Here is a 23,550-nt window from a genome sequence, read left to right on the forward strand (position 1 = left end):
ATATGATTTACCTGGCCATGGGTTCGTTGCTGCTGCGTCGACTAAATTTCCGCTAAGTTTTTAAACCGTCACTTAGCGCTTGATGCTCTGGCGGTCGTAATCGCGCGCCATCTCCCGCGATGCCGTAGCGCGACTACTGGCAGACAGTGCCCCTGTTTTATTCCGCTTGGCCCAGGCTGGCCAGACGTGCCAGGGTCTCTTGTGCATTCATGCTCCTGGCCAGCGTGACGGCACTCATGCCGCGGCTGTCCACGGCATCGATGCGGGCGCCGTGCTGCAGCAGCAGGTCGAGGATGGCCAGGCGGTTGAACATGGCTGCCATCATCAACGGGGTCTTGCCGTCCGGGCTGGCGCCGTCCACGCTGGCGCCGTGCTGGAGCAGCAGTTCGGCGAGCTCCAGGTAGCCCTTGTAGGCCACGCCGGCCAGCGGCGTCTGGCCCTGGTCGTTGGGCACGTTGGCGTCGGCGCCCGCTGCGAGCAGCAGGCGCGATGTTTCCAGGTGGCCATGGTAGCTGGCCAGCATGATCAGGCTGTCGCCTTTTTCGTTGCGGAAGTTGACCGGCACGCCCTGGGCTACCATGGCGCCCAGTTGCTGCGTATCGCCTTCGCGCACCAGGGCAAACAGGCCCTGGATGAATTCCAAGGTTTCGGCATCCATCGTTGCCGGGCGTTTGCGCGCATCGTCGTTCATCGTGTTCTTTCCGCCAAGGTGGTTAATTAATGCCTGCAGTCTACTATGTGGCCGGCGCCAGCGCCTTTTGCCGCGCAGCCAGCGCCGCGCCGATGAAGAGGGCGATGGCCGAGGCGATCAAGCCCCGTTCCAGGCCGGCCGGGCCATCGGCGATCCAGCCGACGACGATGGGGCCGACGATCTGGCCCAGCGCGAACACGGTCGTGTAGGCGGTGATGCCGGCCGTCCAGGATTGCTGCGGCAGGTTATGCCGCACCAGGGCCGTGGTCGACGCCACCACCGACAGGAACACGGCGCCGAAGACCAGGCCGGAGAGGAACACGACGGGCACAAAGCTTGTCAGCGCGGGCAGGATGGTCACCGCGCCCAGCACGCCATTCAATATCGCCAGCGATTCGCCGCCCTTGTAGCGGTCCAGCATGCGCGCCCAGATGCGTGACGACGCCACCACCGCCAACCCCAATACGGTGTAGAAGACAGTGATCAAGGTGGCGCTCATGCCTTGCTGCTTGAGCAGGGCGATGACGAAGGTCATGTAGCCGATGTAGCCGACGCCAAACATGAAATAGCCGGCCAGGCTGGGGGAAAAGTCGCGCCAGGCGAAACGCCGCGGCGTGTCGAGGGCGCGCGGCGCTTCGCCGATCGCCTTCGCCGGCAGGGCCATGATGGCGGTGGCGGCCAGGCAGGCCGTGCCCAGTGCCAGCCAGGGCCATTGCCAGGCATGCGCGGCGCCGTGCGCCTGGGCGGACGTCAATGTGGCCGGCACCAGCAGGGCCGACAGGGTGATGCCGAAGCCCGTGCCGCCATAGTACAAGCCGATATACAGGCCGGCGCGCCGGCTGTGCATGGAGCCGAGGCGCGCCGCCAGCACGCCGCCGGCGATGAAGATGAAGGCGCTGGCCACGCCCGCGCACACGCGCTGCAGGAACAGGGCAGCCGTATCGCTGACCAGGCCCGACAGCAGCATGAAGACGCTGGCCAGCACGCAGCCGGTCATCAGCAAGCGCCACACGCCCAGGCGGCGCATCAGGGCCGGCGTGGCCAGGGCGCCGAGAAAGTAACCGAGCGCATTGAAGGTATTCATGGCCCCGGCCAGCAGGTAGGACCAGCCCAGGTCGGCGCGCATGGGCGGCAGCAGCAAGCCATAGGAAAAGCGCGACAGGCCCAGGGCAATGGCGGCGCCCAGCGAGAGCGCCAGCGCCGTGGCCAGCGGATAGGCCGGGGAATGATCGTGTGTCGGCATGGCCTGGTGACCCGTCTATGTGAGAGCGTGGAGTTGGCGCCGGGTGGGGCAGGCCGGCGGGCAAGGTCTGTGGCGGCAGTGGCGTACGGCGCTGCCTGCACGCTTTTTTTACTGCTAAGTTAATGAATCGGCTCCGGGAAGTCAAGCAGGCGCGCGCCTGACGTGGCTGGCAACAATGCAATCCTTGCCATCGTTACTTTTGGAGAGAATTATAAGACATACAATGCCATATAATTGCATTTAGGAAAGTAACTTGCTTATAATCAATTTTGTGAGTTGCTCCTGATCCTATATATCATAAGGGCACTATGAACAAGAATAAACCCGGCGCGTTGTTGATTGCAGCGCTGATTGGCGCGGCCCTGGCTGGCTGCGCTTCCGAATCGTCGCAAGCTTTGGCTGTCCCCACGGTTGCCAGCGCAGCCCGTCCCTACGTTGGTCCTCGTACCCTGATCGCTGTCGGCAAATTCGACAACCGCTCGAACTTCATGCGCGGCATCTTTTCCGATGGCGTCGACCGCCTGGGCAGCCAGTCGAAAACGATCCTGATTGCGCATCTGCAGACGTCCAACCGTTTCAACGTGCTCGACCGCGACAACATGGCGGAACTCAAGCAGGAAGCCGATTTCAAGAAGCAGGGCCAGAATATCAAGGGCGCCGATTTCGTCGTCACGGGCGACGTGACCGAATTCGGCCGCAAGGAAGTTGGCGACAAGCAATTGTTCGGCATCATGGGCCGCGGCAAGACGCAAGTGGCGTATGCCAAAGTCACCTTGAACATTGTCAATATCGCCACCTCGGAAGTCGTGTACTCGGCTGGTGGTGCCGGCGAATACAGCTTGTCGAACCGTGAAGTGCTGGGTTTTGGCGGCACCGCCAGCTATGACGCCACCCTGAACGGCAAAGTCCTGGACCTGGCCATGCGCGAAGCCGTCGAGCGCCTGGTGGCTGGCGTCGAAGCGGGCGCATTGCGCAGACAATAAGGCATCCCATGAAAACAATGATGAACAAGGGCGCAGCCCTGCTGGCGCTGCTCGCCTGTGCCGCCCTGACCGGTTGCGCCACGCAATCGAAGACCCTGTATCAATGGGAAGGCTACCAGCCGCAAGTGTACGAATACCTGAAGGGTGAAAGCCCCGAGCAGCAGATCGCCGCCATGGAAAAAGACTTGCAAATGATCGCTGCCAAGGGCAATCACGCGCCGCCGGGCTACCACGCCCACCTGGGCATGCTGTACTCGATCGCGGGCAAGCCGGAGCAGGTCGCCGCGCAGTTCGAGGACGAGAAGAAGCTGTTCCCGGAATCGGCGCCGTACATGGACTTCCTGCTGGGTAAAATGAAAAAAGGCGAAAAATTATGATGTCGCGCATGTTGAAAATGGCCCTGTGCCTGGGTCCCGCCATCTTCATGGTCGGTTGCGCCACCAAGCAGGCGGCATACGATTACACCGCCTTCAAGGCGGCCAAGCCCCGTTCCATCGTGGTCTTGCCGCCGTTGAACAACTCGCCCGAAGTCAATGCCGCCAACAGCGTCTACGCGCAAGTGACCTATCCGCTGGCCGAAGCGGGCTACTACGTGCTGCCGGTGGCCGTGGTCGGTGAAACCTTCAAGCAGAACGGCTTGACGAACGCCGCCGATATCCACGGCGTCGATGCCAAGAAGCTCAACGAGATTTTCGGCGCCGATGCGGGCCTGTACGTGACGATCTCCAAGTACGGCACGACCTACGCCGTGATCGACAGCGTGACGGTGGTGTCGGTCGATGCCAAGCTGGTCGACCTGAAGACGGGCGCCTTGCTGTGGCAGGGCGCGGCCAGTGCATCGAGCAATGAAGGCAATAACAGCGGTGGCGGCGGCCTGGTCGGTATGCTGGTGACGGCGGCGGTCAAGCAGATCATCAACACCAGCACCGACGCCAGCCATCCGCTGGCTGGCACGGCGAATGCGCGCATGCTGTCGGCCGGCGTGCCGAACGGCTTGCTGTACGGCCCTCGTTCGGAACGCTATCTGGCGCAGTAATCGTTCGGTAATACCCCGCACAGGCCCTGCATCAGGCAGGGCCCGTGGCGCTTCGGTTTCCCTTCAGTTGAAGCGTCCGGGCCGCCATGCTCAGACCTCGACGGCCACGGTGCCGCCCTTGGCGATCAGCCGCTCGAAACTTTGCCGGCGACGCTGGCAGATTTCGGTATGGCTGACGGATGGCGCGCATTTCATCGCGTTCGCCGGCGGCTGTCGAGCGTGGCGCTTCACTGCGTGGTCGTGGCCGGCACCGTGGATGCGCCGGCCGGCGAGGCATGGCAAGATGGGGCGCGGACGACAGGGCCATCGAGGCCGGGTTTGACCTGGTCATGCGGCCGTACTGGCGCACAATATGGCTAAAAATGCAACATTGTCAGGCTCAGCTTGCTTGTATCGCGGGCCTGCGCCGGCGCCAGAACGGCGCCGACGGCCAGCGCGTTTCCTGGCCGTAGCAGTACGCCAGGTGGCGCTCGTACGCCGCGCCGATGGCCGACAATTCGCCATGGTAGTGTTGATAAGCTTGCGGCTCTCCCTGCAGTGTGCGGTCGGCGGTCTCGGCAGCGGCCAGGCCCGTGTACAGGGCGTTGAAGATGCCTTGGGACGACAATGGATCGAAGCTCAGGGCGGCGTCGCCGACGGCGAACCAGCCTGGGCCGGCGCCGGCGTCCAGGGTGGCCGTATGGGCGGGCGTGGCCAGGGTTTGTGTAGCGGCCATGTAGCCTTGCTGTTCCAGTAATTCCCGCGTGGCCGGCAGACGCCGCGCCGCCGCTTCCAGCCAGTCGGCATCGCGCAAGGCGTTGCTGTCAAGTAAATCCGCATCCGTGTGCAGGGCCAGCACGCGGCGCTGGCCGGGCAGGGGCGCGCTGTACCACCAGCCGTATTCGCAAGCCTCGATGTGGGCAACGCCCCGCGCCGAGGGCGTGCGCTCATGTCCGTATTGCCACACTGAAACTAACCGGTCGCTGCGCTGGCGCCGCGCCCCGATGCCGCGGGCCAGCCGGGCGCTGCGTCCCGTGGCGTCGATGACGATGCGCGCCGCCGCGTCGCAGGGGCCGCGCGGCGTTTCCAGCCGTACTCTCCAGCCGCCATCGTCAGGCGTGATGCCGGCGACCTTGGCCGAGGCCAGCAGGGCGGCGCCGCGCCGGCGCGCCTCGTCGCGCAGCCACAGGTCGAAGGTGCCGCGCGCCAGGTGCCAGCCGTGCCCGTCGGGATCACTGAGAAAATGGTGTTCCGTCCAGGCGCCGTTCCACCAGGCGCGGTTGCCGTGGTAGGGCGCATGGCCCTGCCGCAGGAAGGCGTCAAGCAAGCCCATGTCCCGTAGCAGGCGCGCGGCGGCCGGCGGCAGCGATTCGCCGATGCGCGCCAGCGGCGCGGCCAGCCGGTCCACCAGCAAGACCCGGTGCCGCCCCGCCAGGTTCAGGGCGGCCGTGGCGCCGGCCGGACCGGCGCCGACGATCAGCACGTCGGCCTGCAGCACGGTCACAAGCGGTGCCGTTGCAGATGGCGCGCTTTTTCCGTGCCTTCCAGGTCGACGTCGACGAACTCGTCCGGTATGGAGGCTGCCGCGCGCAGCTGGTGCCTGCCGGTTATCGGCTGCGGCAGGTTTTCCACTTGCAGGAAGGCAGGGAAGTCGGTCATATCCGTGGGGCCGGGGCGCACCTCGACCACGCCCACTTGCGCCAGGTCGGCGATCATGTTGTTGATCTGCTCTTCATAGCTGATGTTGCCCAGCGGACGTATCCACGCGGCACGCCGGGCGAAGGCGGCCAGGCGGTCGTCGATGGGCACTTCGCGGTTCATCACCGTGTCGTAGGCAAGCTTGCTCATCACCTGGTTCGGCACGCGCGCGGGCCAGAACGTGGGCACGTAGGGATCGTAGTCGGACTGGTAGCCGGAGCGGCAGCTGGCCGTGTCCGTCTGCCATGGCACTGCCATCCAGCGCGTCACGCCGCCGGCGATCTGCGCCGAGCAGGGGCCGCCGATATTGTCCGGCGTCAAGACGGCGCCGTAATCGGGCTCGACCCAGCCGGGCGGCCGGTGCGCCAGGCGGTAGGGCGCGCTGTACATGCTGGCCTGGCGCATGGGCCAGGTCATTTCGCAGCCGGGGTGGAAGGCGTCGGCCAGGCAGAATTCCATGGCCGCGCGCAGCAGGGTGTCCGGTTGCAGGGCCACGTCCACGTCGGCCAGGCTTTGCGGCGGCACCTTGCCGGGCGCATAGTCGTCCGTGAATTCGCCGGCGGCCCATTGCTTGAGGAAACGCAATTGCAGATTGCTCAGCGCGCAGTTCTGGCGCGGCGTGTCTGCCGGCGGGATGGCCATCGCGTCGCCATACAGCCACGGCCACGGCGATGGCGCCCAGGCGTCGCGCTCGAACTGGCGGAACTGGTTATAGATGACGTTGCGCCACTCCTTGCGGTTTTCGGACGGGCTGGCCAGGCGCGCCATCCATTCGTCGCGGCTGAACGGCGTGCTGCCATCCCAGCCGAAGGCGGCCGCGAAGCCGGCGTTGACCCATTGCAAGTTGGACAGGCGTTCGAAAATAGGGCGGATATCGTCCTGGAACGAGGGAACGGCAGGCGCGGTAATTTTGCCTTCGGCAACAAACAAGTCGCGCATCAAGTCCCACATGGTGCGCACCGACTTTTGCTGCGGCGCGTAGTCGGGCGGCGCGACGACCACCCAGGCCATGTCGACGGGCAAGGCCTGGCCCTGGTAGTGCACGGTGGCGCAGACGGGGCCGTCGGCCGTGTCGTCGTACCAGCCTTCGTTGTTGGCAAAGGTGATGGCGCGCGCGCCATTCCACGAAGCGGACTTGCCACGGCCGCCCAGCACGATCAGCCGGCCCATGGCGTCCGTGCGCAATTCGCCCAGGTAGACGGGCGTGCCCAGGAAGCTGCCGCTGTCGAAGGCCACGGCCGGCTGTTCGCTGCCGCTGATCTTGCGCTCGCCCGGCGTGATGGACAGTTGCGCGCGGTCGGTGACGGCCATGTTGCGCAGGAACGAGGGCTGGGTGACGTGCGCCTCGGGAATATCGAGCGCGATCTGGAACTGGTACCACGCCGCCTTGGTATTGGCCAGGGTGACGGACCATTCGATGTCGGCATTGCCGGCGTTCAATTCGGCCACCGCCACGCCAGCGGCATTCAGGCCGTAGATGCGAAAGCCGGCCGCCTGGCGTTTGATGGCCCCGGACGCATCGCGGTAATACCCGGCCGGCCGCGCCGCCGGTTCCGGCACCTCCGGTCCCAGAAAATACTCGCTGGGGCTGTTGCCCACGCGGGCAATGCCGATGGGGGGGTAAATCGCCGCCTTGACGATGACGGTATCTTGAGTGGAACTGGACATGGCATGCCTTTCCAGGTGCATGGAGGGAAGGAAAATATACCGCATAAAAAACGCGCCAAATGCGCACATAGTCACGCTAGCGTGAATTCATGCCGGGCAGGGCTCAGCAATCCAGTTGCTGCACAGATTGACTTGTTGCCGGCATGTCGGTATCTTGGGCTGGCATTGCCTGTTTTTTAATATATAAAATAATATATTAATCCGCTCTTTTCTATGCAACCTTCAAGGAATGATATGAAAATCAAGGCTATTTTCTGTGTTGGCGCGGTATCCCTGCTGGCCTTTCTGCCGGTATCGCAAGCGGCCCAGCCTGGCGAGGCGCTCGCTGCGGCGGTACCGCTTGCGAAAGGCGTGGCGCTGTATCCGCAAGAAGGCAATATTCCACCGTTCCGCGGGTATGGCAAGTAAGGCAAGTGCAGCAGCGCATGCGGCGCGGCGCCGGTCAAGGTAAGATGGCGGCTTTTTCAAGACCTTGAGAGGCCCGGGTGCGCGTGTTGCTGGTGGAAGACGATCCGATGATCGGGGAAAGCCTGGTCGAGGGCTTGCGCGGCGAGTGCTATGCCGTGGACTGGGTGCGCGATGGCCACGATGCGGAGCTGGCGCTGGCCGGCTTCGCCTACGATTTGATGCTGCTGGACCTGGGCTTGCCCGGCAAGCAGGGCATGGACGTGCTGCGCGCCATGCGCGCGCGGGGCGCCGAGCTGCCCGTGCTGATCATCACGGCGCGCGACGGCACGCCGGCCCGCGTGGAAGGGCTCGACAGCGGCGCCGACGATTACCTGGTCAAACCGTTCGACCTCGACGAGCTGCTGGCGCGCATCCGCGCGCTGCTGCGGCGCCGGGTCAGCCGTTCGCGCTCCGTCATCGAGCATGGCGCGCTGATCCTGGACCTGGCCAGCCACGACGTCACGTTCGAGGGAGAGCTGATCAAGCTGCCGCCGCGCGAGTTTTCCGTGTTGCGCGCCTTGCTCGACCATCCGGGCAAGGTGGTGTCGAAGCGGCAACTGAGCGAAAAGCTGTACGGCTGGGATAGCGAAGTGGAAAGCAATACCGTCGACGTGTATGTATATCAGCTGCGCAAGAAGTTCGGCGCGGACGCCATCCAGACCGTGCGCGGCGTGGGCTACAAGATGCGGACGGCGCCATGCTGACGATCCGCCGCCAATTGCTGCTCGGTTTGCTGGCCGCCACCTTGCTGTGCGTGCTCGGTGCCGGCATTTCGCTATTCCGCTCGCTGCTGGAAGAAACCAATGAGCTGGCCGACTTGCAGCTGCGCCAGCTGGCCGTGGCCTTGCCCGACGAATTCGAGCCGCAGACGGGCCTGGCCGCCGCGCAAGAGCCGGAAGAAGCGTTCGTGCTGCAGGCGTGGGACGAAGAGGGGCAGCCCTTGCCAGTCTTGCCGGGTGAACAACAACTGCCGCGCTATGCGCTGGCCGGCTTTGCGGACGTTACCGTGCACGGCGAGGATTGGCGCCTGTACGGCGAGACGCGGCGCGGCCGCTACGTGCAGGTGGCGCAGGCGCAGGCCGTGCGCGACCAGCTGGCCTGGCAGATGACCATGCGCGCCGGCGCGCCGCTGCTGGTGTTCGCGCTGATCCTGGGGGGGCTGATCGTCGTCGTGGTGGCGCGCGCGCTGGCGCCGCTGCACCGGCTGGCCGAATCCGTCGCGGGCCGGTCGCCCGATGCCCTGACGCCGCTGGCGGCCGACGATATGCCGCCCGAACTGCGGCCCGTGGCGCTGGCGCTCAATAGCCTGATGGGGCAGTTCGAGGCGGCGCTGGCGGCGCAGCGCACCTTTGTTGCCGATGCGGCGCATGAATTGCGTTCGCCGCTGACGGCGCTGAAACTGCAGCTGCAGGTGGCCGAACGGGCCGTCAGCGAAGACGAGCGCCGCGTGGCGCTGGCCAAGCTGCATGACCGGCTGGACCGCAGCACGCACCTTGTGCGCCAGTTGCTCAGCCTGGCGCGCCATGAAACGGCGTTGACTTCCAGCCAGCTGCACACGGTGGATCTGGGACAGTTGCTGGAAGCGGCCGTGGCCGACCACAGCGCGCTGGCCGACAGCCGCGCGATCGACCTGGGCGTGGTGGAAACGCTGCCGGCCCCGGTGCTGGTGCAGGCCGATCCCGACGGCTTGCAAGTGTTGCTGAATAACCTGATCGACAACGCCTTGCGCTACACGCAGCAGGGCGGCAGGGTCGACTTGCAGGCGGCGCTGGAAGAGGGCAGGCCCCTGCTGCGCGTGTCCGACAACGGCCCCGGCGTGCCAAGCCAGCACCATGCACGGCTGTTCGACCGTTTCTTCCGCCCCGACGGCAACGACGCCTGGGGCTGCGGCCTGGGCCTGTCCATCGTGCGCCATATCGCCGAGCACCACCAGGCGGACATTGCGCTGGCCGAAGGCGAGGCGGGGCGGGGCTTGCAGGTGACGGTGCGCTTCCCGCAGGCGGCCTGAGCGAAAAAAAAGCGGATGCCGGCGAGGGCATCCGCTTTTCAGTCGCTGGCGCTTGAGGTGCTTAGGCCAGCTCGGTGATGAACTGCTCGCGCGCAGGGCGCACTTTTTTCAGGTCCACCAGCCAGTCGCCTGCGTCGGCGCGGTAGCCCAGCGGCAGCATGACGACGGAACGCAGGCCTTTTTCGCGCAAGCCCAGGATTTCATCGACCTTGGCCGGGTCAAAACCCTCCATCGGCGTCGAATCGACTTTTTCCTGCGCCGCGGCGATCAGGGCCGTGCCCACGCCGATATACGCCTGGCGCGCCGCGTGCTGGTAGTTGGTTTCCGCGTCGCGCTGCGGATACGTGGCCAGGATTTGCTGGCGGTAGGCTTCCCAGCCTTCGTTCTTGAAGCCGCGCACGGTGTTGACCAGGTCAAAGCGGGCGTTGATGCGCTCGGCCGTGTAATTGTCCCAGGCGGCAAACACCAGCAGGTGCGAGGCTTCCGTCACTTGCGACTGGTTCCACGCGTGCGGCTTGATCTGCTCGCGCAGGGCCGGATTCGTCACGACGAACACTTCATACGGGTGCAGTCCGCTGGAGCTGGCCGTCAGGCGCACGGCTTCCAGGATGCGCTCGACCTTGTCTTGCGGCACCGTTTTCGCCGGGTCCATCTTCTTGGTGGCGTAGCGCCATTGCAGTGTTTCGAGCAAATCGGACATGTGAATCCCTTTCAAAGTGAATAGTTCAGATTGGAAATGATAGCGGATTCAGCCATTTCAAGTGCGGCCCCGCAAAGAGAGTTGTATAGATGAGCTGTCTCTTGCCCTTTACAGCCCCACCATGGCCAGCTCCACGTCCGGGTAGCGCGCGCCCTGCACGCTGGTGGGCGCGATGGCGGCGCCGATGGCGGCCAGCTCGGCGCCGCCCAGGGTAAGTTGCGCGGCGGCCACGTTCTCTTCCAGATGCGCCAGGCTGCGGGCGCCGGGAATCGGCACGATGTCGTCGCCTTGCGCCAGCAGCCAGGCCAGGGCCAGCTGGGCCGCCGTGGCGCCGCGCGCCACCGCCAGGCCTTGCAATTCGGCAACCATCTGCCCGTTGGCCGCCATCGCCTGCGGCTGGAAGCGGGGCAGGCTGTGGCGATAGTCATCCGGCGCCAGGCAGGCGCTGGAGGGCAGCTTGCCCGTCAGGAAGCCCCGGCCCAGCGGGCTGTAGGGTACGAAGCCGATGCCCAGTTCCCGGCAGGCGGGCAGCACGTCCGCTTCCACGTCGCGGCTCCACAGCGAGTATTCGGACTGCACGGCCGTAATCGGGTGCACGGCGTGGGCGCGGCGCAGGGTGGCGGCCGACACTTCCGACAGCCCCAGGTGGCGTACCTTGCCGGCCCGCACCAGCTCCGCCATGGTGCCGACGACATCTTCGATGGGCACGGCCGGGTCCACGCGGTGCTGGTACAGCAGGTCGATGCACTCGATGCCGAGCCGGGACAGCGAAGCCTCCACGGCTTGCACGATGTGCTCGGGGCGGCTGTCGACGCCGGCCATGCGTTCCACGCCCTGGCCGTCTGGCAAGATCTTGAAGCCGAACTTGGTGGCCACGCTGACTTTGCCGCGCAGTTCCTTCAGGGCGCGGCCTACTAAGTCCTCGTTGGCGTAGGGGCCGTAGACTTCCGCCGTGTCGATCAGGGTTACGCCCAGTTCCGCTGCCCGGTGCAGCACGCGCAGCGAGGCGGCTTCGTCGGCGCCGCCGTAGGCAAAGCTCATGCCCATGCAGCCCAGGCCGATGGGGGCGACGCGCAAGCCGGAGTGGCCCAGTGTTCTGTGTTCCATTGTCATTTCCTTTCAAAAAAAGATGCAAGGAGTATGGATGAAGCAACAGCATGCGATAAGATGCCTAATCCTGCATGCATTACTGAATTTTGTTCATGAATTTTTTCCTCGACAATGGCTGACCTCAACGAATTGACGGCCTTTGCCGCCGTCGCCCGCCTGCGCAGCTTTCGCCAGGCGGCCCTCGAACGTGGCGTGTCCGCCTCCGCCCTCAGCCACGCATTGCGCGCGCTGGAAGAGCGCCTGGGCGTGCGCCTGCTGAACCGCACCACGCGCAGCGTCACGCCGACCGAGGCGGGGCAGCAGCTATTGGCGCGGCTGGAACCGGCCATGCGCGAGATCGACGATGCCTTGCTGGACTTGAGCGCCTTGCAGGATGTACCCGCAGGCAAGCTGCGCCTGAACGTGCCCCGTCCGGCCGCCCGGCTGCTGCTGGCGCCCATGCTGGCCGGCTTTGTCGCCCGCTATCCGCGCGTGCAGGTGGAAGTGGTCACCGATGACGGCATGATCGATATCGTGCGCGACGGTTTTGACGCGGGCATCCGCTTCGGCGAGCAGGTGGCGGCCGACATGATCGCCGTGCCCGTGGGTGCGCCGCAGCCGTTCGTGGTGGTGGCGTCGCCCGCCTACCTGGCGGCGCATGGCGCGCCAGGCACGCCGCGCGACTTGCTGGCGCACGCCTGCATGGGCCGGCGCTTTCCCAGCGGGCGCCAGTATGCGTGGGAATTCGGGCCGGCGGGCGAGGGCGTCAGCATCGCCGTCGGCGGCCCGCTGGTGTTCGACGACGATGAATTGATGCTGCGCGCGGCCCGCGATGGGGCGGGGCTGGCCTATGTGTACGAGGCCGATGCGCGCGCCGATATCGCGGCGGGCCGGCTGGCGTGCGTGCTGGAAGACTGCCTGCCGCCGCCATCCCGCTACTTCCTGTACTACCCGGGACGGCGCCAGATGCCGCCCGTGCTGCGCGCCTTTGTCGACATGCTGCGCGCCGGCGGTGTTGCCTAGACAGCGGCCGGCGGCGCGCCGTGCTCGACCGGCCACTTGACGGTAAACACGCTGCCGCCCGCCTTGCCGCGCGTGCAGGCCGCGCTGCCGCCGTGCGCGCGCGCGATGGCTTCGACCACGGCCAGGCCCAGGCCGCTGCCCGCGTTCAGGTCGACCCTGGCGCTGTCGCCGCGGCGGAACGCTTCGAACACGTGCGGCGCCAGTTCCTCGGCAATGCCGGGGCCCGCATCCTCGACGCTCAGGTAGTACTGGCCGGCCAGCACGCGGGTGCGCACGCGCAGCAGGCCCGGATGCGCGTAGCGGCGCGCGTTGTCGAGCAGGGCCAGCACGATTTGCCGGATGCGCGCCGCGTCGCAGCAGACGGGATGGTCGGACAGGTGCAATTGCAGCGTAAAACCGGCCGCTTCCATTTCCTGCGCCAGCAGGCGGCCCACTTCCTCGATTTCCAGGGTCAGGTCCGTCCACGCCATGCGCAGCTGCATGTGGCCGCTGTCGGCCAGGCTCAGGGTGCGCAAATCCTCGATCAGGCGGCCCAGGTCTTCGACTTGCGCCAGCAGGCTGGAAAACGGCACTTCCTCGGGCTTGAAGACGCCATCGACGACGCCCTGCAAGGTGCCGCGCAGGATGGTCACGGGCGTGCGCAGTTCGTGCGCGATGGCCGCATTCCACGTTTCGCTTTCCTTGGCGCCCCGCTGCAGGCGCTCGGCCATGCTGTTGAAGTCATCGACCAGCATGGCCGTCTCGCCCAGGCTGCGGTCGCCCGCGAAGGCGCGCGCGGACAGGTCGCCGTGGGCCACGCGGCGCACGCTGTCCATCACGGAATTGATCGGTTTCAGGATGCGCGCGGCCAGCTTGATGGCGAAAAACGCGGCCAGGCCCAGGCCGAAGACGGTGATGGCGAAGATCCACAGCCATTCGACGGTGCTGGGCGACCAGTCGTCCGGCTCGGACAGCATGCCGGGATCAATCTTGAAGGCGATGGCGAAGAAGGTCCAGGAACCGATCCAGATGATCAGGATGCTGCACACCATCAGCACGGACATCGACAGGATGATCTGCCGGTTCAGGCCAGTGAAGCGCATCAGTCGCTTTCCAGCCGGTAGCCCACGCCGCGCAGGCTGGCGGGCATGTTCATCACGCCAGCTTCTTCCAGCTTCTTGCGCAGCTTGCTGACGTGGCTGTCCACCGTGCGTTCCATCGAATTGCTTTCGGGCATGCATGACTCCAGCAATTCCAGGCGGCTGCAGACGCGGCGCGGCGTGCGCGCCAGGTGGGCCAGCAGGCGGAATTCCGTCAACGTCAGGGTCAAGGGCACGGGCGCGCCGTCGCGCAGGACGCTGGCCACGTACGTTTCCTGGTCGATGTCGATGGGGCCGCAGCGCAGGCGCTGGCCGCCGACCGGGTGGTGGCGCACGCGCGAGCGGCGCAGCACGGCGGCCACGCGGGCCACCACTTCGGCCGGATTGAAGGGCTTGATGATGTAGTCGTCGGCGCCCACGCGCAGGGCGGCCAGCTTGTCGGCATCCTGGTCGCGGGCCGTCAGCATGATGACGGGCGTCTCGCCGCGCCGCCGCACCTCCGCCAGCACGCCCCAGCCGTCGACGCGCGGCATTTGCACGTCGAGCAGCAGCAGGTCCGGCGCCAGCGCCAGGTGCTGCTGCAGCGCTTCCTGGCCATCGAGGGCGAAGGCCGTGCGGTAGCCGTCGCGCTCCAGGTAACCGGCGAGGATGCGGGCGATTTGCGGTTCATCTTCGGCGATCAGGACGAGGGCGGAAGGCGGCGTGGTGGCAAGAAACGAGGGCTGGCTGGCGCTGTGATGATAGTTCATTGAAATAGTCTAGCATTCTTCTTTCTCTCCATCGAATCTCCACATTTCTTTGACGAAATATCCACCTTGGCCTTTTATGCTGCGCTTATCTGTCGACCGGACCGCCGGTTGGGATCTGCCATAGAAAAGACCATGCATCCGAACCACCTCTCCAAGAAAAACATGTTGATCGCCGCGGCACTGTTCAGCCTTGCCGCCTGTTCCAAACCCGCGCCGGAAGAGGCGGCCGCGCCGCCCGCCGCCGTCACGGTGCTCAAGCTGCAAGCGGCGCCCGTCGTCCTCAGCGACGAATTGCCGGGCAGGGTGGCCGCCTTCCGCACGGCCGACATCCGTCCGCAGGTGGGCGGCATCGTGCTGCGCCGCCAGTTCGAGCAGGGCGCCGACGTGCAGGCGGGGCAGAAGTTGTTCCAGCTCAACCCGGCGCCATTCCAGGCGGATGTCGATTCCGCCGCCGCCGCCCTGCAGCATGCGGTGGCCACGGCGAACCGCGCCAGCAGCCAGACGGACAGGTTAAAACCGCTGGTGGAGGCGGACGCCATCAGCCGCCAGGCGTATGACGATGCCGTGGCCCAGCGCGAGCAAGCCGTGGCCACCGTGGCGCAGGCGCGCGCGACCCTGGCCCGCCGCCGCCTGGACCTGGCCTTCGCCAGCATCGAGGCGCCGATTGCCGGGCGCATCGGCTCCGAACTGGTGACGGAAGGCGCGCTCGTAGGTGTGGCCGATGCGGCGCCGATGGCGCGCATCCAGCAGATCGACAAGGTGTATGTCGACGTGCGCCAGCCGGCCGCCGCGCTGGCCGCGCTGCGGGCCGCAGGTTCGGACGGCACGGACGGCGCGGACAAGCTGCCCGTGACCATTTTAGGCGCCGACGGCCAGCCGCATCCCGTCACGGGCCGCATCCTGTTCTCGGGCATCAGCGTCGATGCGGGCACGGGCGACGCCGTCATCCGCGTGCTGGTCGACAATCCGCAGCGCCAGTTGCTGCCGGGCATGTTCGTGCGCGCCCGCATCGCCCGCGCCGTGCAGGCCAACGGCATGCTGCTGCCGCAGCAAGCCGTCTTGCGCAGCAGCGGCGGCCAGGCGCAGGCCTGGGTGCTGGACGGCACGAACAAAGCGAGCCTGAAGCCGATTACCGTGGGCGACGTGGTCGAGCACCAGTACGTGGTCAGCGGCGGCCTGAAGGCGGGCGACACCGTCGTCATCGAAGGCCAGGAACGCCTGCAGCCGGGCGCCACCGCCGCCCCGCAGCCGTGGAAGCGCGCCGCCGCCGTCGCCACCGCGCCCGTCGTCAGCGCCGTGCGCTGATCCGTACATATTTAAAGTGTACTTATTGAAAGTTTAATTACATGCCTCAGTTTTTCATCAACCGCCCCGTCTTTGCGTGGGTGGTGGCGGTCTTCATCGTCCTGTTCGGACTGATCGCCATACCGCAATTGCCGATTGCGCGTTTTCCTTCCGTGGCGCCGCCCAGCGTCAGCATCAGCGCCAACTACCCTGGCGCCACGCCGCAAACCATGAACGATTCCGTGGTCAGCCTGATCGAACGCGAATTGTCGGGCGTCAAGCACCTGCTGTATTTCGAGTCGTCCACCGATACGTCGGGATCGGCCTCGATCACCGTCACCTTCCAGCCGGGCACCGACCCGGAAATGGCGCAGGTGGATGTGCAGAACCGCCTGAAAGCCATCGAGCCGCGCCTGCCGCAGGCCGTGCGGCAAAACGGCTTGACGGTGGAATCGGCGTCGTCGGGCTTTTTGATGATCGTCAGTTTGATCTCCGACAATGGCCAGCATGACGAAGTGGCGCTGGGCGACTACCTGGCGCGCAACGTGACGGAAGAACTGCGCCGCATTCCCGGCGTGGGCAAGGTGCAGCTGTTCGGCTCCGAGCGGGCCATGCGCATCTGGGTCGATCCGGCCAAGCTGGTGTCGTACAACATCGCCATGGGCGAACTGACGGCCGCCATCGCGCAGCAGAATGCGCAGATTGCGCCGGGCCGCCTCGGCGATTCGCCCGCCGTGCACGGCCAGCGCGTGACGATTCCGCTGACGGTGCAGGGCCAGTTGCAAACCCCGTCCGAATTTGCCGCCATCGTGCTGCGCGCGAATGCGGACGGCTCGAAAGTGACCATCGGTGACGTGGCGAAAGTGTCGCTGGGGGCGCAAAGCTTCAATTTCAGCATCCGCGAAAACGGCCAGGCCGCGTCGGGCGCCGCCATCATGCTGTCGCCCGGCGCCAACGCCGTGCAGACGGCGGCCGCCGTGCGTGCGCGCATGGCCGAACTGGCGCACACCATGCCGGCCGGGATCAAGTATTCGGTGCCCTTCGATACGGCGCCGTTCGTGAAGATCTCGATCGAAAAGGTCATCGTCACCCTGCTCGAGGCGATGGTGCTGGTCTTCCTCGTCATGTATCTGTTCCTGCAAAAGATACGCTACACCCTGATTCCCGCCATCGTCGCGCCGATCGCCCTGATGGGCACCTTTACCGTGATGCTGCTGGCCGGCTATTCCGTCAACGTGCTGACCATGTTCGGCATGGTGCTGGCCATCGGCATCATCGTCGATGACGCCATCGTGGTGGTGGAAGCCGTCGAGCGCCTGATGGCGACGGAAGGCCTGTCGCCAAAGGAAGCGACGTCGAAAGCCATGCGCGAAATCACGGGGGCGGTGGTCGGCATCACCCTGGTGCTGACGGCCGTGTTCATCCCGATGGCGCTGGCCAGCGGCTCCGTGGGCGCCATCTACCGCCAGTTCACCCTGGCCATGGCCGTGTCGATCCTGTTCTCGGCGTTTCTGGCCTTGACCCTGACGCCGGCCCTGTGCGCCACCATGTTGAAACCCATCGGCCCGCATGACCACGATAAAAAGGGATTTTTCCGGTGGTTCGACCGCCAGTTTGACCGCATGACGGCGCGCTATGAAAAGGGCGTGGTGGCGATGCTCAAGCGCGCGGGGCGCTCGATGGTGCTGTATGTCGCCATTGTCGCCGCGCTGGGCGTGGCCTTCATGCAGCTGCCGTCGGCTTTTTTGCCGGAAGAAGACCAGGGCTATTTTATTACCTCGATCCAGCTGCCGTCCGACGCCACCATGGAGCGCACGCTCGATGTCGTCAAACTGTACGAGCAGCACGTGGCCACGCGGCCCGGCATTGAGGTAAATCAATCGATCCTCGGCTTCAGCTTTTCCGGCGCGGGACCGAATGCGGGCCTGGCGTTCACCATGCTGAAGGACTGGAAACAGCGCAACGGCGCCACGGCGCAGGAAGAGGTGGCGCTGGCGCAGGCGGCCATGGCGCAGGCGAAGGAGGGCGTGATCATGAGCCTGATGCCGCCCGCCATCGATGAACTGGGCAACTCGTCCGGCTTTTCCCTGCGCCTGCAAGACCGCGCCAGCCAGGGCATCGCGGCCCTGCAGGCGGCGCAGAACCAGCTGCTGGGCCTGGCCGCGCAAAGCGGCAAGGTGGCGGGCGTGTATCCGGACGGCTTGCCGCCCGGCGCCAGCGTGCGCCTCGACATCGACCGCACCAAGGCGGAAGCGCTGGGCGTGCCGTTTACGGCGATTGCCGACATGCTGACGGCGGCCATGGGTTCGACCTATGTCAACGATTTCCCGAACGCCGGCCGCATGCAGCAGGTGATCATCCAGGCCGATGCCCCATCGCGCATGCAGTTGAACGACGTGCTGGCCTTGCGCATTCGCAATAACGCGGGCGGCATGGTGGCCTTGGGCGAGCTGGTGCGTCCCGTGTGGAGCGAGTCGCCGCTGCAGCTGGTGCGCTACCAGGGCTACCCGTCGGCGCGCATTTCCGGCAGCGCGGCGCCCGGCGTGTCGAGCGGCGACGCCATGCTGGAAATGGAGCGTCTGGTGAAGCAATTGCCGCCCGGCTTCGCGCTGGCGTGGACGGGCCAGTCGCTGCAAGAGAAGGAATCGGCCTCGCAGGCGCCCATGCTGATGGCACTGTCGATGCTGGTGGTGTTCCTCGTGCTGGCGGCCCTGTATGAAAGCTGGTCGATTCCCGTCTCCGTGATGCTGGTGGTGCCTTTGGGCCTGCTGGGCGCCGTGCTGGCCGTGATGCTGCGCGGCATGCCGAACGACGTGTTCTTCAAGGTGGGCATGATCACGATCATCGGCCTGTCGGCGAAGAATGCGATTCTGATCGTCGAATATGCGCGCCAGCTGCAAGCGCAGGGCAAGGGGCTGGTCGAGGCGACGGTGGAAGCGGCCCGCCTGCGCTTGCGCCCGATTTTGATGACGTCACTGGCGTTCGCGCTGGGCGTGGTGCCGCTGATGCTGGCCACGGGCGCCAGTGCCGAAACGCAGCACGCGATCGGCACGGGCGTGTTCGGCGGCATGATCACCGCCACCGTGCTGGCCGTGTTTTTCGTGCCCGTGTTCTTTGTCGTGGTGCTGGGCACTGTCGACAGGATGGCAAGCTATTTTCTAAAAGACAATAAGCGCAATCGCACCGCCGTCAAGGCGGTGGAAGGAGAATCGTAATGCGTTTGATATTTATCATGCCCCTGGCCGCGCTGGCCTTGTCGGCGTGTTCCCTGACGCCGCCGCTGGTCAAGCCGGCGCCGCCCATTCCGGCTGCGTATGCCGAGGCGTCCGCGCCAGTCGTGGCCGGCACCGCGGCCGACACCGCGGCCGGCCTGGGCTGGCGCCAGATGCTGCTCGATGCGCGCCTGCAGCGCCTGGTCGACATCGCGCTGGAAAACAACCGCGACTTGCGCGTGGCCTCGCTCAACGTGGAAGCCGTGCGGGCCCAGTACCAGATCCAGGACGCGGGCCGCTATCCGGCCATCGGCGCAAATGCGGGCGGCGTGCGCCAGCGCGGCGCCGATGCCACCGTTCAAAACCAGTTCACGGCCGGTATCGCCATGAGCGCGTTCGAGATCGACCTGTTCGGCCGCCTGCGCTCGCTGTCGGACGCCGCGTTTGCCCGCTACCTGGCCACGCAGCAGGGCCAGCGCGCCGCGCACATGGCCCTGATCGGCGCCGTGGCCGACGCCTACCTGGAACAGAGGCTGGCCGAGGAACAGCTGGCGCTGGCCCGGCAAACCCTGCTTGACTGGCGCCAGGCTTTGATCCTGACGCAGCGCCTGCACGGCGCACAGCAGGGCAGCGGCCTTGACATGGCGCAAGCCGAAGGCCAGGCCGCCACGGCGGAGGCAGACGTGCAGGCCCGGGAACGGGCCAGTCTACTTTCGCGCAACAACCTGGAATTGCTGCTCGGCGCGCCATTGCCAACGGACTTGCCCGCCGGCCGGCCGCTCGCTGGCCAGCCCGTGCTGACGCAGTTGCCGCCCGGCCTGACGTCGGACTTGCTGGCGCGCCGTCCCGACATCCTGCAGGCCGAATACGCGCTGGTGGCGGCGAATGCGGAAATCGGCGCCGCCCGCGCCGCCTTCTTCCCCCGCCTGTCGCTGACGGCGTCGCTGGGCCTGGCCAGCCCGGAATTGGGCGACCTGTTCCGCGGCAGCGCGCGCAGCTGGTCGTTCGCGCCGCAAGTGACGCAGCCGCTGTTCCAGGGCGGCCAGCTGCGCGCGGAACTGCAGCTGTCGCGGTTGCGCAAGGACGTGGCCGTGCTGCAGTACGAGCAGGCGATCCAGGCGGCCTTCCGCGACGTGCGCGACGGCCTGGCCGGCAGCGCCACGTTTGCGCAGCAGATCGCCGCGCAGGAGCGCGTGGTGGCGGCGGCGCGGCAGCGCCAGCGCCTGTCGCAGCTGCGCTACGACGCGGGCCAGGACAGCCGGCTGGAATTGCTCGACGCGCAGCGCCAGTCGTATGCGGCCCAGCAAGCCCTGCTCGACGCGCGGCGCGACCAGTTCAAGTCGGCCGTGGCCCTGTACAAGGCGCTGGGAGGCGGCCTCGAGGAGTGACCTCCGTCTACCAGGGCAGCGCCACGGGCACGCTGTCGCGGTGCTTCGCCTGGTAGTGGGAGCGCAGGAATTGCGCCAGGAAAGTGAATTCGTTGTAGCAATGCATGAGCAGGGCGCGGGCGAATGCATCGGGGAAGAGGGCGGCGATCTCTTGCGGGCTGTGGCCGGCGTCCGGCAAGTCCTGCCCCATGTAGAAATGGCTGCGCAAGGTCATGCCCCAGGCCGTGTCGCGGCCCATGTGCAGCAGGCGCCCGCCGATGACGGCGCCGTCCGCCGTGCGGGGCGGCGCATAGCTCATGCCCACTCTGGCGCACACGGCGGCCGAAATGCGGCCCTCGGCCCGCGCCGCCGCGTATTGTTGTACCTCAAAGAACTCACGCGGATCGCGGAACTGGATGGCCAGCTGTTCGGCCGGCATGCCGCTGAAAAATTCTTCCGCCAGGTGGATGGAGCCGACGTGCGTCTCGGCGCTGCCTTCGATCCAGCCGCTGGCCAGGTGGTCGACCGGATGCCACATCAGGTAGCGTTCCGTGTCGGGCCGCGAACGGAACCACCATTCAAACATCTCGCCAGTGCAATTTGGCAAGTCGGTGCGGCACGCCACGTGCAGCACGCCGCTGGGCAGCCGTTCGAAGCCCGTTTCCAGCGCCAGGGGAGTGGGGTGCAGCAGGGCGTGGACGTCGTTGAGATCCATGGTCTTACCTTTCAGTGCGGGTGGTGGAAACAGTCGCGGAGCCGGCGGCGCGGCGGCGCAGCAGCGGGGCGGCCGCCACGGCCGCGCCCAGCAGGGCCAGCGCGGCCGTGGCGGCAAACATCGTGGCGTGGCTGCCGGGCAGATACGTCATGAAGGAAGAGAGAAATTGCCCGCCGAAGATGGCCATCGACAGATACGCGAGGTTGCGGTTGCGGCTGGGCAGGTGGCTGCGCTCGACCGTCATGTGCGTGCACAGGGGCACCGACAGGCCGAAGCCCATCCCCAGCGCCACGGCGCCGGCCAGCAGCGTGGGCAGCGCGGCGGCGCCCGCAAACAGCAGGTGTGCCAGCGCATAACAGGCGAAGGCGGCGCCCAGGGTGCCGTGTTCATGCAGGCGCCGGACGGCCTGGGGCATCAGCCAGGCGGCCGCTACGGCCACCAGCGACACGAAGGAAAGCAAATACCCGGCCCGGTCCTCGCTCCAGCCCAGCTGCTGCAAGCGCAGGGGCAAGACGATGATGGCGGCAAAGAACACCGTCATGGACAGCGCCGCCAGGGCATGGACGTGGAGCAGGGCGCGCGACGGGCCAGGGCCATCCATGCCGCCATCCCCGGCCGGCACCAGTGCCGGCACGCAGCGCCAGGCGAATGCCAGCAGCACCCAGGAGGCCAGATACAGCAGGAAGGGATAGCGCCAGCCCGCCGTGGCCAGCAGGCCGCCCAGGGCAAGGAAGAGCACGCCGCCCAGTTCGATCGTCATGCCTTGCCTGGCGATCATGCGCAGCCGCGCCTGGCCGCTGAACAAGGCCGAGATCAAGCCCGTGCCCGAGGCCATCACCAGCGCCGTCGGCGCGCCCAGCAGGAAACGGTCGGCGAACACGGCCAGGTGGCCATGCAGGAACATGCCCGAGACGCCCAGCAAGCCGTACAGGAACAGCCCCGCCAGCAGGCTGCGGTGCAGTCCCAGGCGCTGCATGAGCATGGCGGCGAAGGGGCCGGCCAGCACCACGCCCAGCGAGGGCAGCGTGACGAGCCAGCTGGCGGCGTCGGCCACGCCGAGCCGCGCGGCGATGGACGGCAATCCCGGAACCAGCACGCATCCCACCATGATGGTCAGGCTGGCAACGCAAAGGAGCGTGCACGTTGCTCTCTTCGATATACTGCGGCTGGACATGCGCCTCCCTGGTGTTCTGGTTAATTAAACCGTTGGTCGGAACAGTGTTCCGAATGATGGAACAATTATAGGGCCATGTACAATGCCGGTCAATGCCGTCACGGCAGCTATCGTCATGCACAATTGGGTAAAGAGATGAGTGAAGAAAACGAAGGCAATAGCGGCAAGCAAGTCATTGCGCGCGCGGCGGCGGTGCTGCGCGCGCTGGAAAACCAGACGGGCGGCCTGAGCCTGGCGCAGATCGCCAAGGGCGCGGACTTGCCGCGCACCACGGTGCACCGCATCGTCGCCGCGCTGGAAGCCCAGCAACTGGTCAGTTCCGGCGCCGGCGGGGTGAAGCTGGGGCCGGCCATCGCCCGTCTGGCGGCGTCGGCGCATACGGACGTGGTGGCGGTCCTGCGGCCATATGCGGAAGCGTTGGGCCGGCGCACGCGCGAAACGGTGGACGTGTGCGTGTACCGCGGCCTGCATGCGGTGTCGGTGGACCAGTACTGTTCCGACCATGAACTGCGCGTCGTCTCGGCCGTGGGAACGGCCTACCCGATCCACTGCACCGCGCATGGCAAGGCGCTGCTGGCGCAGATGCCGGACGAGGCGCTGGGCCTGCTGTTCGGCGAACGCCTGGAAGCGCGCACGGGCCAGACCATCGTGGCGCTTGCGCAACTGCTGCCGCACCTGGCGCAGGTGCGCGCGCAGGGCTACGCCGTCGATATGGAAGAGCACGCGCCGGGCGTGTGCGGCATCGGCGTGGCCCTGGACACGGGCACGAGCGAGCGCTACGCGCTGTCGCTGGGCGTGCCGGCCCTGCGTTTCCACGCCCAGCGGGAGCTGCTGCTGTCGGCGCTATTGCAGTGCAAGGCGGAAGTCGAAGCCGTGCTCGGTGTCAAGCCGTAAAAGCGCCGATCGGGCGGTTGCGTGCCAGGCTCCAGCCCGTCGTGTGTCGGGTGCCGGGTTGGCCGTCCGCCTGCAGCGCGCCGTTGTCCCTCCAGGCGCTGTCGATCAGGCTGCCGCCGTCCGGCGCCTTGCCGAACACCAGGTCAGGGTTGCCGGGTTCGAGCAAAATCAAATCCATGACGCATTCCTCCGCTTGAGTGTCAGCTGCCGCCGTGCGAGAGGCAGCCCTTGAGCCGGTGTGGCCTGGTCCAGCCTGCCTCGCCGGCCTGGTCGACAAAACAGATGGTCAGCTGCGCAAAGCCTTGCGAGGTGAAGTACACGCTGGCCGTGGCGTCCTGGCGCTCGCGCGTGATGAACCACTGCGCGTCGCCTGTCGCCAGGCCCCGGCTGGCTGCGCGGTGCACGAGCAAGTCGGCATTGCCGCGCTGCACGATGGCCACCCGCACGTCGGCTTCACCCATGTTGTTGGTCTGATAAATGCGTGCCACTTTCCTGACCCCAGTTGCAATCG

23 protein-coding genes are annotated in these 23,550 nt (G+C 66.4%); 11 read left to right on the top strand and 12 right to left on the bottom strand.

The window, feature by feature from the left end:
* Positions 1-157: 157 nt before the first annotated feature.
* Complete coding sequence (locus AC07X6_RS01860) at positions 158-691, bottom strand: ankyrin repeat domain-containing protein (protein WP_494789892.1); 534 nt, start codon at positions 689-691, stop codon at positions 158-160.
* A 43-nt stretch (positions 692-734) separates the two neighbouring features.
* A complete protein-coding gene (locus AC07X6_RS01865; protein WP_494789893.1) occupies positions 735-1,934 on the bottom strand; it encodes a YbfB/YjiJ family MFS transporter in 1,200 nt (399 codons plus the stop codon).
* Positions 1,935-2,242: 308 nt separating this feature from the next.
* On the opposite strand from AC07X6_RS01865, the gene AC07X6_RS01870 reads away from it, so the two are divergent.
* The 3 genes from AC07X6_RS01870 to AC07X6_RS01880 are packed head-to-tail and all read left to right on the top strand — an operon-like array spanning position 2,243 to position 3,953.
* A complete protein-coding gene (locus AC07X6_RS01870; protein WP_494789894.1) occupies positions 2,243-2,917 on the top strand; it encodes a CsgG/HfaB family protein in 675 nt (224 codons plus the stop codon).
* An 8-nt stretch (positions 2,918-2,925) separates the two neighbouring features.
* Positions 2,926-3,294, top strand: coding sequence for a DUF4810 domain-containing protein (locus AC07X6_RS01875; protein ID WP_442908019.1), 369 nt, complete (start codon positions 2,926-2,928; stop codon positions 3,292-3,294).
* Positions 3,291-3,953: a DUF799 domain-containing protein gene (locus AC07X6_RS01880; RefSeq protein WP_442908018.1), complete on the top strand. Its 663-nt coding sequence runs from the start codon at positions 3,291-3,293 to the stop codon at positions 3,951-3,953. Before AC07X6_RS01875 ends, AC07X6_RS01880 begins: the two co-directional genes overlap by 4 nt.
* 379 nt (positions 3,954-4,332) lie before the next feature.
* On the opposite strand, the gene AC07X6_RS01885 is transcribed toward AC07X6_RS01880, so the two are convergent.
* Both AC07X6_RS01885 and AC07X6_RS01890 read right to left on the bottom strand, forming a co-directional pair.
* Positions 4,333-5,436, bottom strand: coding sequence for a tryptophan 7-halogenase (locus AC07X6_RS01885; protein ID WP_494789895.1), 1,104 nt, complete (start codon positions 5,434-5,436; stop codon positions 4,333-4,335).
* A complete protein-coding gene (locus tag AC07X6_RS01890; protein WP_494789896.1) occupies positions 5,433-7,298 on the bottom strand; it encodes a LodA/GoxA family CTQ-dependent oxidase in 1,866 nt (621 codons plus the stop codon). The genes AC07X6_RS01885 and AC07X6_RS01890 overlap by 4 nt, the downstream gene beginning before the upstream one ends.
* 234 nt (positions 7,299-7,532) lie before the next feature.
* On the opposite strand from AC07X6_RS01890, the gene AC07X6_RS01895 reads away from it, so the two are divergent.
* From AC07X6_RS01895 to AC07X6_RS01905, 3 genes are all read left to right on the top strand, one after another.
* Entirely contained in the window at positions 7,533-7,706 is a 174-nt protein-coding gene (locus AC07X6_RS01895; protein WP_494789897.1) for a hypothetical protein, read from the top strand.
* Positions 7,707-7,783: 77 nt separating this feature from the next.
* Complete coding sequence (locus tag AC07X6_RS01900) at positions 7,784-8,449, top strand: response regulator transcription factor (RefSeq protein WP_230538321.1); 666 nt, start codon at positions 7,784-7,786, stop codon at positions 8,447-8,449.
* Positions 8,443-9,753, top strand: a complete 1,311-nt coding sequence (locus tag AC07X6_RS01905) for an ATP-binding protein (protein WP_494789898.1) — start codon at positions 8,443-8,445, stop codon at positions 9,751-9,753. The genes AC07X6_RS01900 and AC07X6_RS01905 overlap by 7 nt, the downstream gene beginning before the upstream one ends.
* A gap of 61 nt (positions 9,754-9,814) precedes the next feature.
* Here the strand turns inward: AC07X6_RS01905 and AC07X6_RS01910 are convergent, their stop codons facing one another.
* Together AC07X6_RS01910 and AC07X6_RS01915 are read right to left on the bottom strand one after the other, a co-directional pair.
* Positions 9,815-10,453, bottom strand: coding sequence for an NAD(P)H-dependent oxidoreductase (locus AC07X6_RS01910; RefSeq protein WP_230538319.1), 639 nt, complete (start codon positions 10,451-10,453; stop codon positions 9,815-9,817).
* A 108-nt stretch (positions 10,454-10,561) separates the two neighbouring features.
* Complete coding sequence (locus tag AC07X6_RS01915; protein ID WP_494789899.1) at positions 10,562-11,560, bottom strand: aldo/keto reductase; 999 nt, start codon at positions 11,558-11,560, stop codon at positions 10,562-10,564.
* A gap of 114 nt (positions 11,561-11,674) precedes the next feature.
* On the opposite strand from AC07X6_RS01915, the gene AC07X6_RS01920 reads away from it, so the two are divergent.
* Positions 11,675-12,565, top strand: coding sequence for a LysR family transcriptional regulator (locus AC07X6_RS01920; protein ID WP_494789900.1), 891 nt, complete (start codon positions 11,675-11,677; stop codon positions 12,563-12,565).
* Here AC07X6_RS01920 and AC07X6_RS01925 read toward each other — a convergent pair.
* Positions 12,562-13,647: an ATP-binding protein gene (locus tag AC07X6_RS01925; RefSeq protein ID WP_230538316.1), complete on the bottom strand. Its 1,086-nt coding sequence runs from the start codon at positions 13,645-13,647 to the stop codon at positions 12,562-12,564. The two genes, AC07X6_RS01920 and AC07X6_RS01925, sit on opposite strands and share 4 nt — an antisense overlap.
* The gene (locus AC07X6_RS01930) at positions 13,647-14,393 is read right to left on the bottom strand and encodes a response regulator (protein WP_230538315.1); all 747 of its coding nucleotides are present in this window, start codon (positions 14,391-14,393) and stop codon (positions 13,647-13,649) included. Before AC07X6_RS01930 ends, AC07X6_RS01925 begins: the two co-directional genes overlap by 1 nt.
* A gap of 132 nt (positions 14,394-14,525) precedes the next feature.
* Here AC07X6_RS01930 and AC07X6_RS01935 point away from each other — a divergent pair, with 132 nt between their 5' ends.
* Genes AC07X6_RS01935 through AC07X6_RS01945 form a run of 3 tightly spaced genes read left to right on the top strand, consistent with a single transcriptional unit; the run spans position 14,526 to position 20,277 of the window.
* Positions 14,526-15,698 carry an efflux RND transporter periplasmic adaptor subunit gene (locus AC07X6_RS01935; protein WP_494789901.1) on the top strand — a complete coding sequence of 391 codons (1,173 nt, stop codon included), beginning with the start codon at positions 14,526-14,528 and terminating at the stop codon, positions 15,696-15,698.
* A 41-nt stretch (positions 15,699-15,739) separates the two neighbouring features.
* Positions 15,740-18,892, top strand: a complete 3,153-nt coding sequence (locus AC07X6_RS01940; protein WP_494789902.1) for a multidrug efflux RND transporter permease subunit — start codon at positions 15,740-15,742, stop codon at positions 18,890-18,892.
* Positions 18,892-20,277 (top strand): efflux transporter outer membrane subunit, encoded by a 1,386-nt coding sequence (locus AC07X6_RS01945; RefSeq protein WP_494789903.1) that lies wholly within the window; start codon positions 18,892-18,894, stop codon positions 20,275-20,277. Before AC07X6_RS01940 ends, AC07X6_RS01945 begins: the two co-directional genes overlap by 1 nt.
* A 7-nt stretch (positions 20,278-20,284) precedes the next feature.
* Here the strand turns inward: AC07X6_RS01945 and AC07X6_RS01950 are convergent, their stop codons facing one another.
* Together AC07X6_RS01950 and AC07X6_RS01955 are read right to left on the bottom strand one after the other, a co-directional pair.
* On the bottom strand, positions 20,285-20,971 hold the full coding sequence (locus AC07X6_RS01950) for a DAPG hydrolase family protein (protein WP_494789904.1): 687 nt from the start codon (positions 20,969-20,971) through the stop codon (positions 20,285-20,287).
* A 4-nt stretch (positions 20,972-20,975) separates the two neighbouring features.
* Complete coding sequence (locus tag AC07X6_RS01955; protein WP_494789905.1) at positions 20,976-22,145, bottom strand: MFS transporter; 1,170 nt, start codon at positions 22,143-22,145, stop codon at positions 20,976-20,978.
* A 135-nt stretch (positions 22,146-22,280) separates the two neighbouring features.
* On the opposite strand from AC07X6_RS01955, the gene AC07X6_RS01960 reads away from it, so the two are divergent.
* Complete coding sequence (locus AC07X6_RS01960; RefSeq protein ID WP_494789906.1) at positions 22,281-23,039, top strand: IclR family transcriptional regulator; 759 nt, start codon at positions 22,281-22,283, stop codon at positions 23,037-23,039.
* Here the strand turns inward: AC07X6_RS01960 and AC07X6_RS01965 are convergent.
* Together AC07X6_RS01965 and AC07X6_RS01970 are read right to left on the bottom strand one after the other, a co-directional pair.
* Positions 23,029-23,217 (bottom strand): hypothetical protein, encoded by a 189-nt coding sequence (locus tag AC07X6_RS01965; RefSeq protein WP_494789907.1) that lies wholly within the window; start codon positions 23,215-23,217, stop codon positions 23,029-23,031. The genes AC07X6_RS01960 and AC07X6_RS01965 overlap by 11 nt on opposite strands.
* Positions 23,218-23,239: 22 nt before the next feature.
* A complete protein-coding gene (locus tag AC07X6_RS01970) occupies positions 23,240-23,527 on the bottom strand; it encodes a 7(1) septoil knot domain-containing protein (protein ID WP_230538307.1) in 288 nt (95 codons plus the stop codon).
* Positions 23,528-23,550 lie beyond the last annotated feature (23 nt).

The sequence above is a fragment of the Janthinobacterium sp. GW460-12-1-14-LB5 genome (genome assembly GCF_059423585.1).

What these genes read in the sequence shown, in the direction of transcription:
- AC07X6_RS01945 (WP_494789903.1), top strand. Translation starts at nt 18,892, where the DNA reads ATGCGTTTGATATTTATCATGCCCCTGGCCGCGCTGGCCTTGTCGGCG.
- AC07X6_RS01965 (WP_494789907.1), bottom strand. Translation starts at nt 23,217, where the DNA reads ATGGATTTGATTTTGCTCGAACCCGGCAACCCTGACCTGGTGTTCGGC.
- AC07X6_RS01920 (WP_494789900.1), top strand. Translation starts at nt 11,675, where the DNA reads ATGGCTGACCTCAACGAATTGACGGCCTTTGCCGCCGTCGCCCGCCTG.
- AC07X6_RS01870 (WP_494789894.1), top strand. Translation starts at nt 2,243, where the DNA reads ATGAACAAGAATAAACCCGGCGCGTTGTTGATTGCAGCGCTGATTGGC.
- AC07X6_RS01890 (WP_494789896.1), bottom strand. Translation starts at nt 7,298, where the DNA reads ATGTCCAGTTCCACTCAAGATACCGTCATCGTCAAGGCGGCGATTTAC.
- AC07X6_RS01875 (WP_442908019.1), top strand. Translation starts at nt 2,926, where the DNA reads ATGAAAACAATGATGAACAAGGGCGCAGCCCTGCTGGCGCTGCTCGCC.
- AC07X6_RS01910 (WP_230538319.1), bottom strand. Translation starts at nt 10,453, where the DNA reads ATGTCCGATTTGCTCGAAACACTGCAATGGCGCTACGCCACCAAGAAG.
- AC07X6_RS01915 (WP_494789899.1), bottom strand. Translation starts at nt 11,560, where the DNA reads ATGGAACACAGAACACTGGGCCACTCCGGCTTGCGCGTCGCCCCCATC.
- AC07X6_RS01905 (WP_494789898.1), top strand. Translation starts at nt 8,443, where the DNA reads ATGCTGACGATCCGCCGCCAATTGCTGCTCGGTTTGCTGGCCGCCACC.
- AC07X6_RS01950 (WP_494789904.1), bottom strand. Translation starts at nt 20,971, where the DNA reads ATGGATCTCAACGACGTCCACGCCCTGCTGCACCCCACTCCCCTGGCG.
- AC07X6_RS01880 (WP_442908018.1), top strand. Translation starts at nt 3,291, where the DNA reads ATGATGTCGCGCATGTTGAAAATGGCCCTGTGCCTGGGTCCCGCCATC.
- AC07X6_RS01925 (WP_230538316.1), bottom strand. Translation starts at nt 13,647, where the DNA reads ATGCGCTTCACTGGCCTGAACCGGCAGATCATCCTGTCGATGTCCGTG.
- AC07X6_RS01955 (WP_494789905.1), bottom strand. Translation starts at nt 22,145, where the DNA reads ATGTCCAGCCGCAGTATATCGAAGAGAGCAACGTGCACGCTCCTTTGC.
- AC07X6_RS01895 (WP_494789897.1), top strand. Translation starts at nt 7,533, where the DNA reads ATGAAAATCAAGGCTATTTTCTGTGTTGGCGCGGTATCCCTGCTGGCC.
- AC07X6_RS01930 (WP_230538315.1), bottom strand. Translation starts at nt 14,393, where the DNA reads ATGAACTATCATCACAGCGCCAGCCAGCCCTCGTTTCTTGCCACCACG.
- AC07X6_RS01940 (WP_494789902.1), top strand. Translation starts at nt 15,740, where the DNA reads ATGCCTCAGTTTTTCATCAACCGCCCCGTCTTTGCGTGGGTGGTGGCG.
- AC07X6_RS01865 (WP_494789893.1), bottom strand. Translation starts at nt 1,934, where the DNA reads ATGCCGACACACGATCATTCCCCGGCCTATCCGCTGGCCACGGCGCTG.
- AC07X6_RS01860 (WP_494789892.1), bottom strand. Translation starts at nt 691, where the DNA reads ATGAACGACGATGCGCGCAAACGCCCGGCAACGATGGATGCCGAAACC.
- AC07X6_RS01960 (WP_494789906.1), top strand. Translation starts at nt 22,281, where the DNA reads ATGAGTGAAGAAAACGAAGGCAATAGCGGCAAGCAAGTCATTGCGCGC.
- AC07X6_RS01935 (WP_494789901.1), top strand. Translation starts at nt 14,526, where the DNA reads ATGCATCCGAACCACCTCTCCAAGAAAAACATGTTGATCGCCGCGGCA.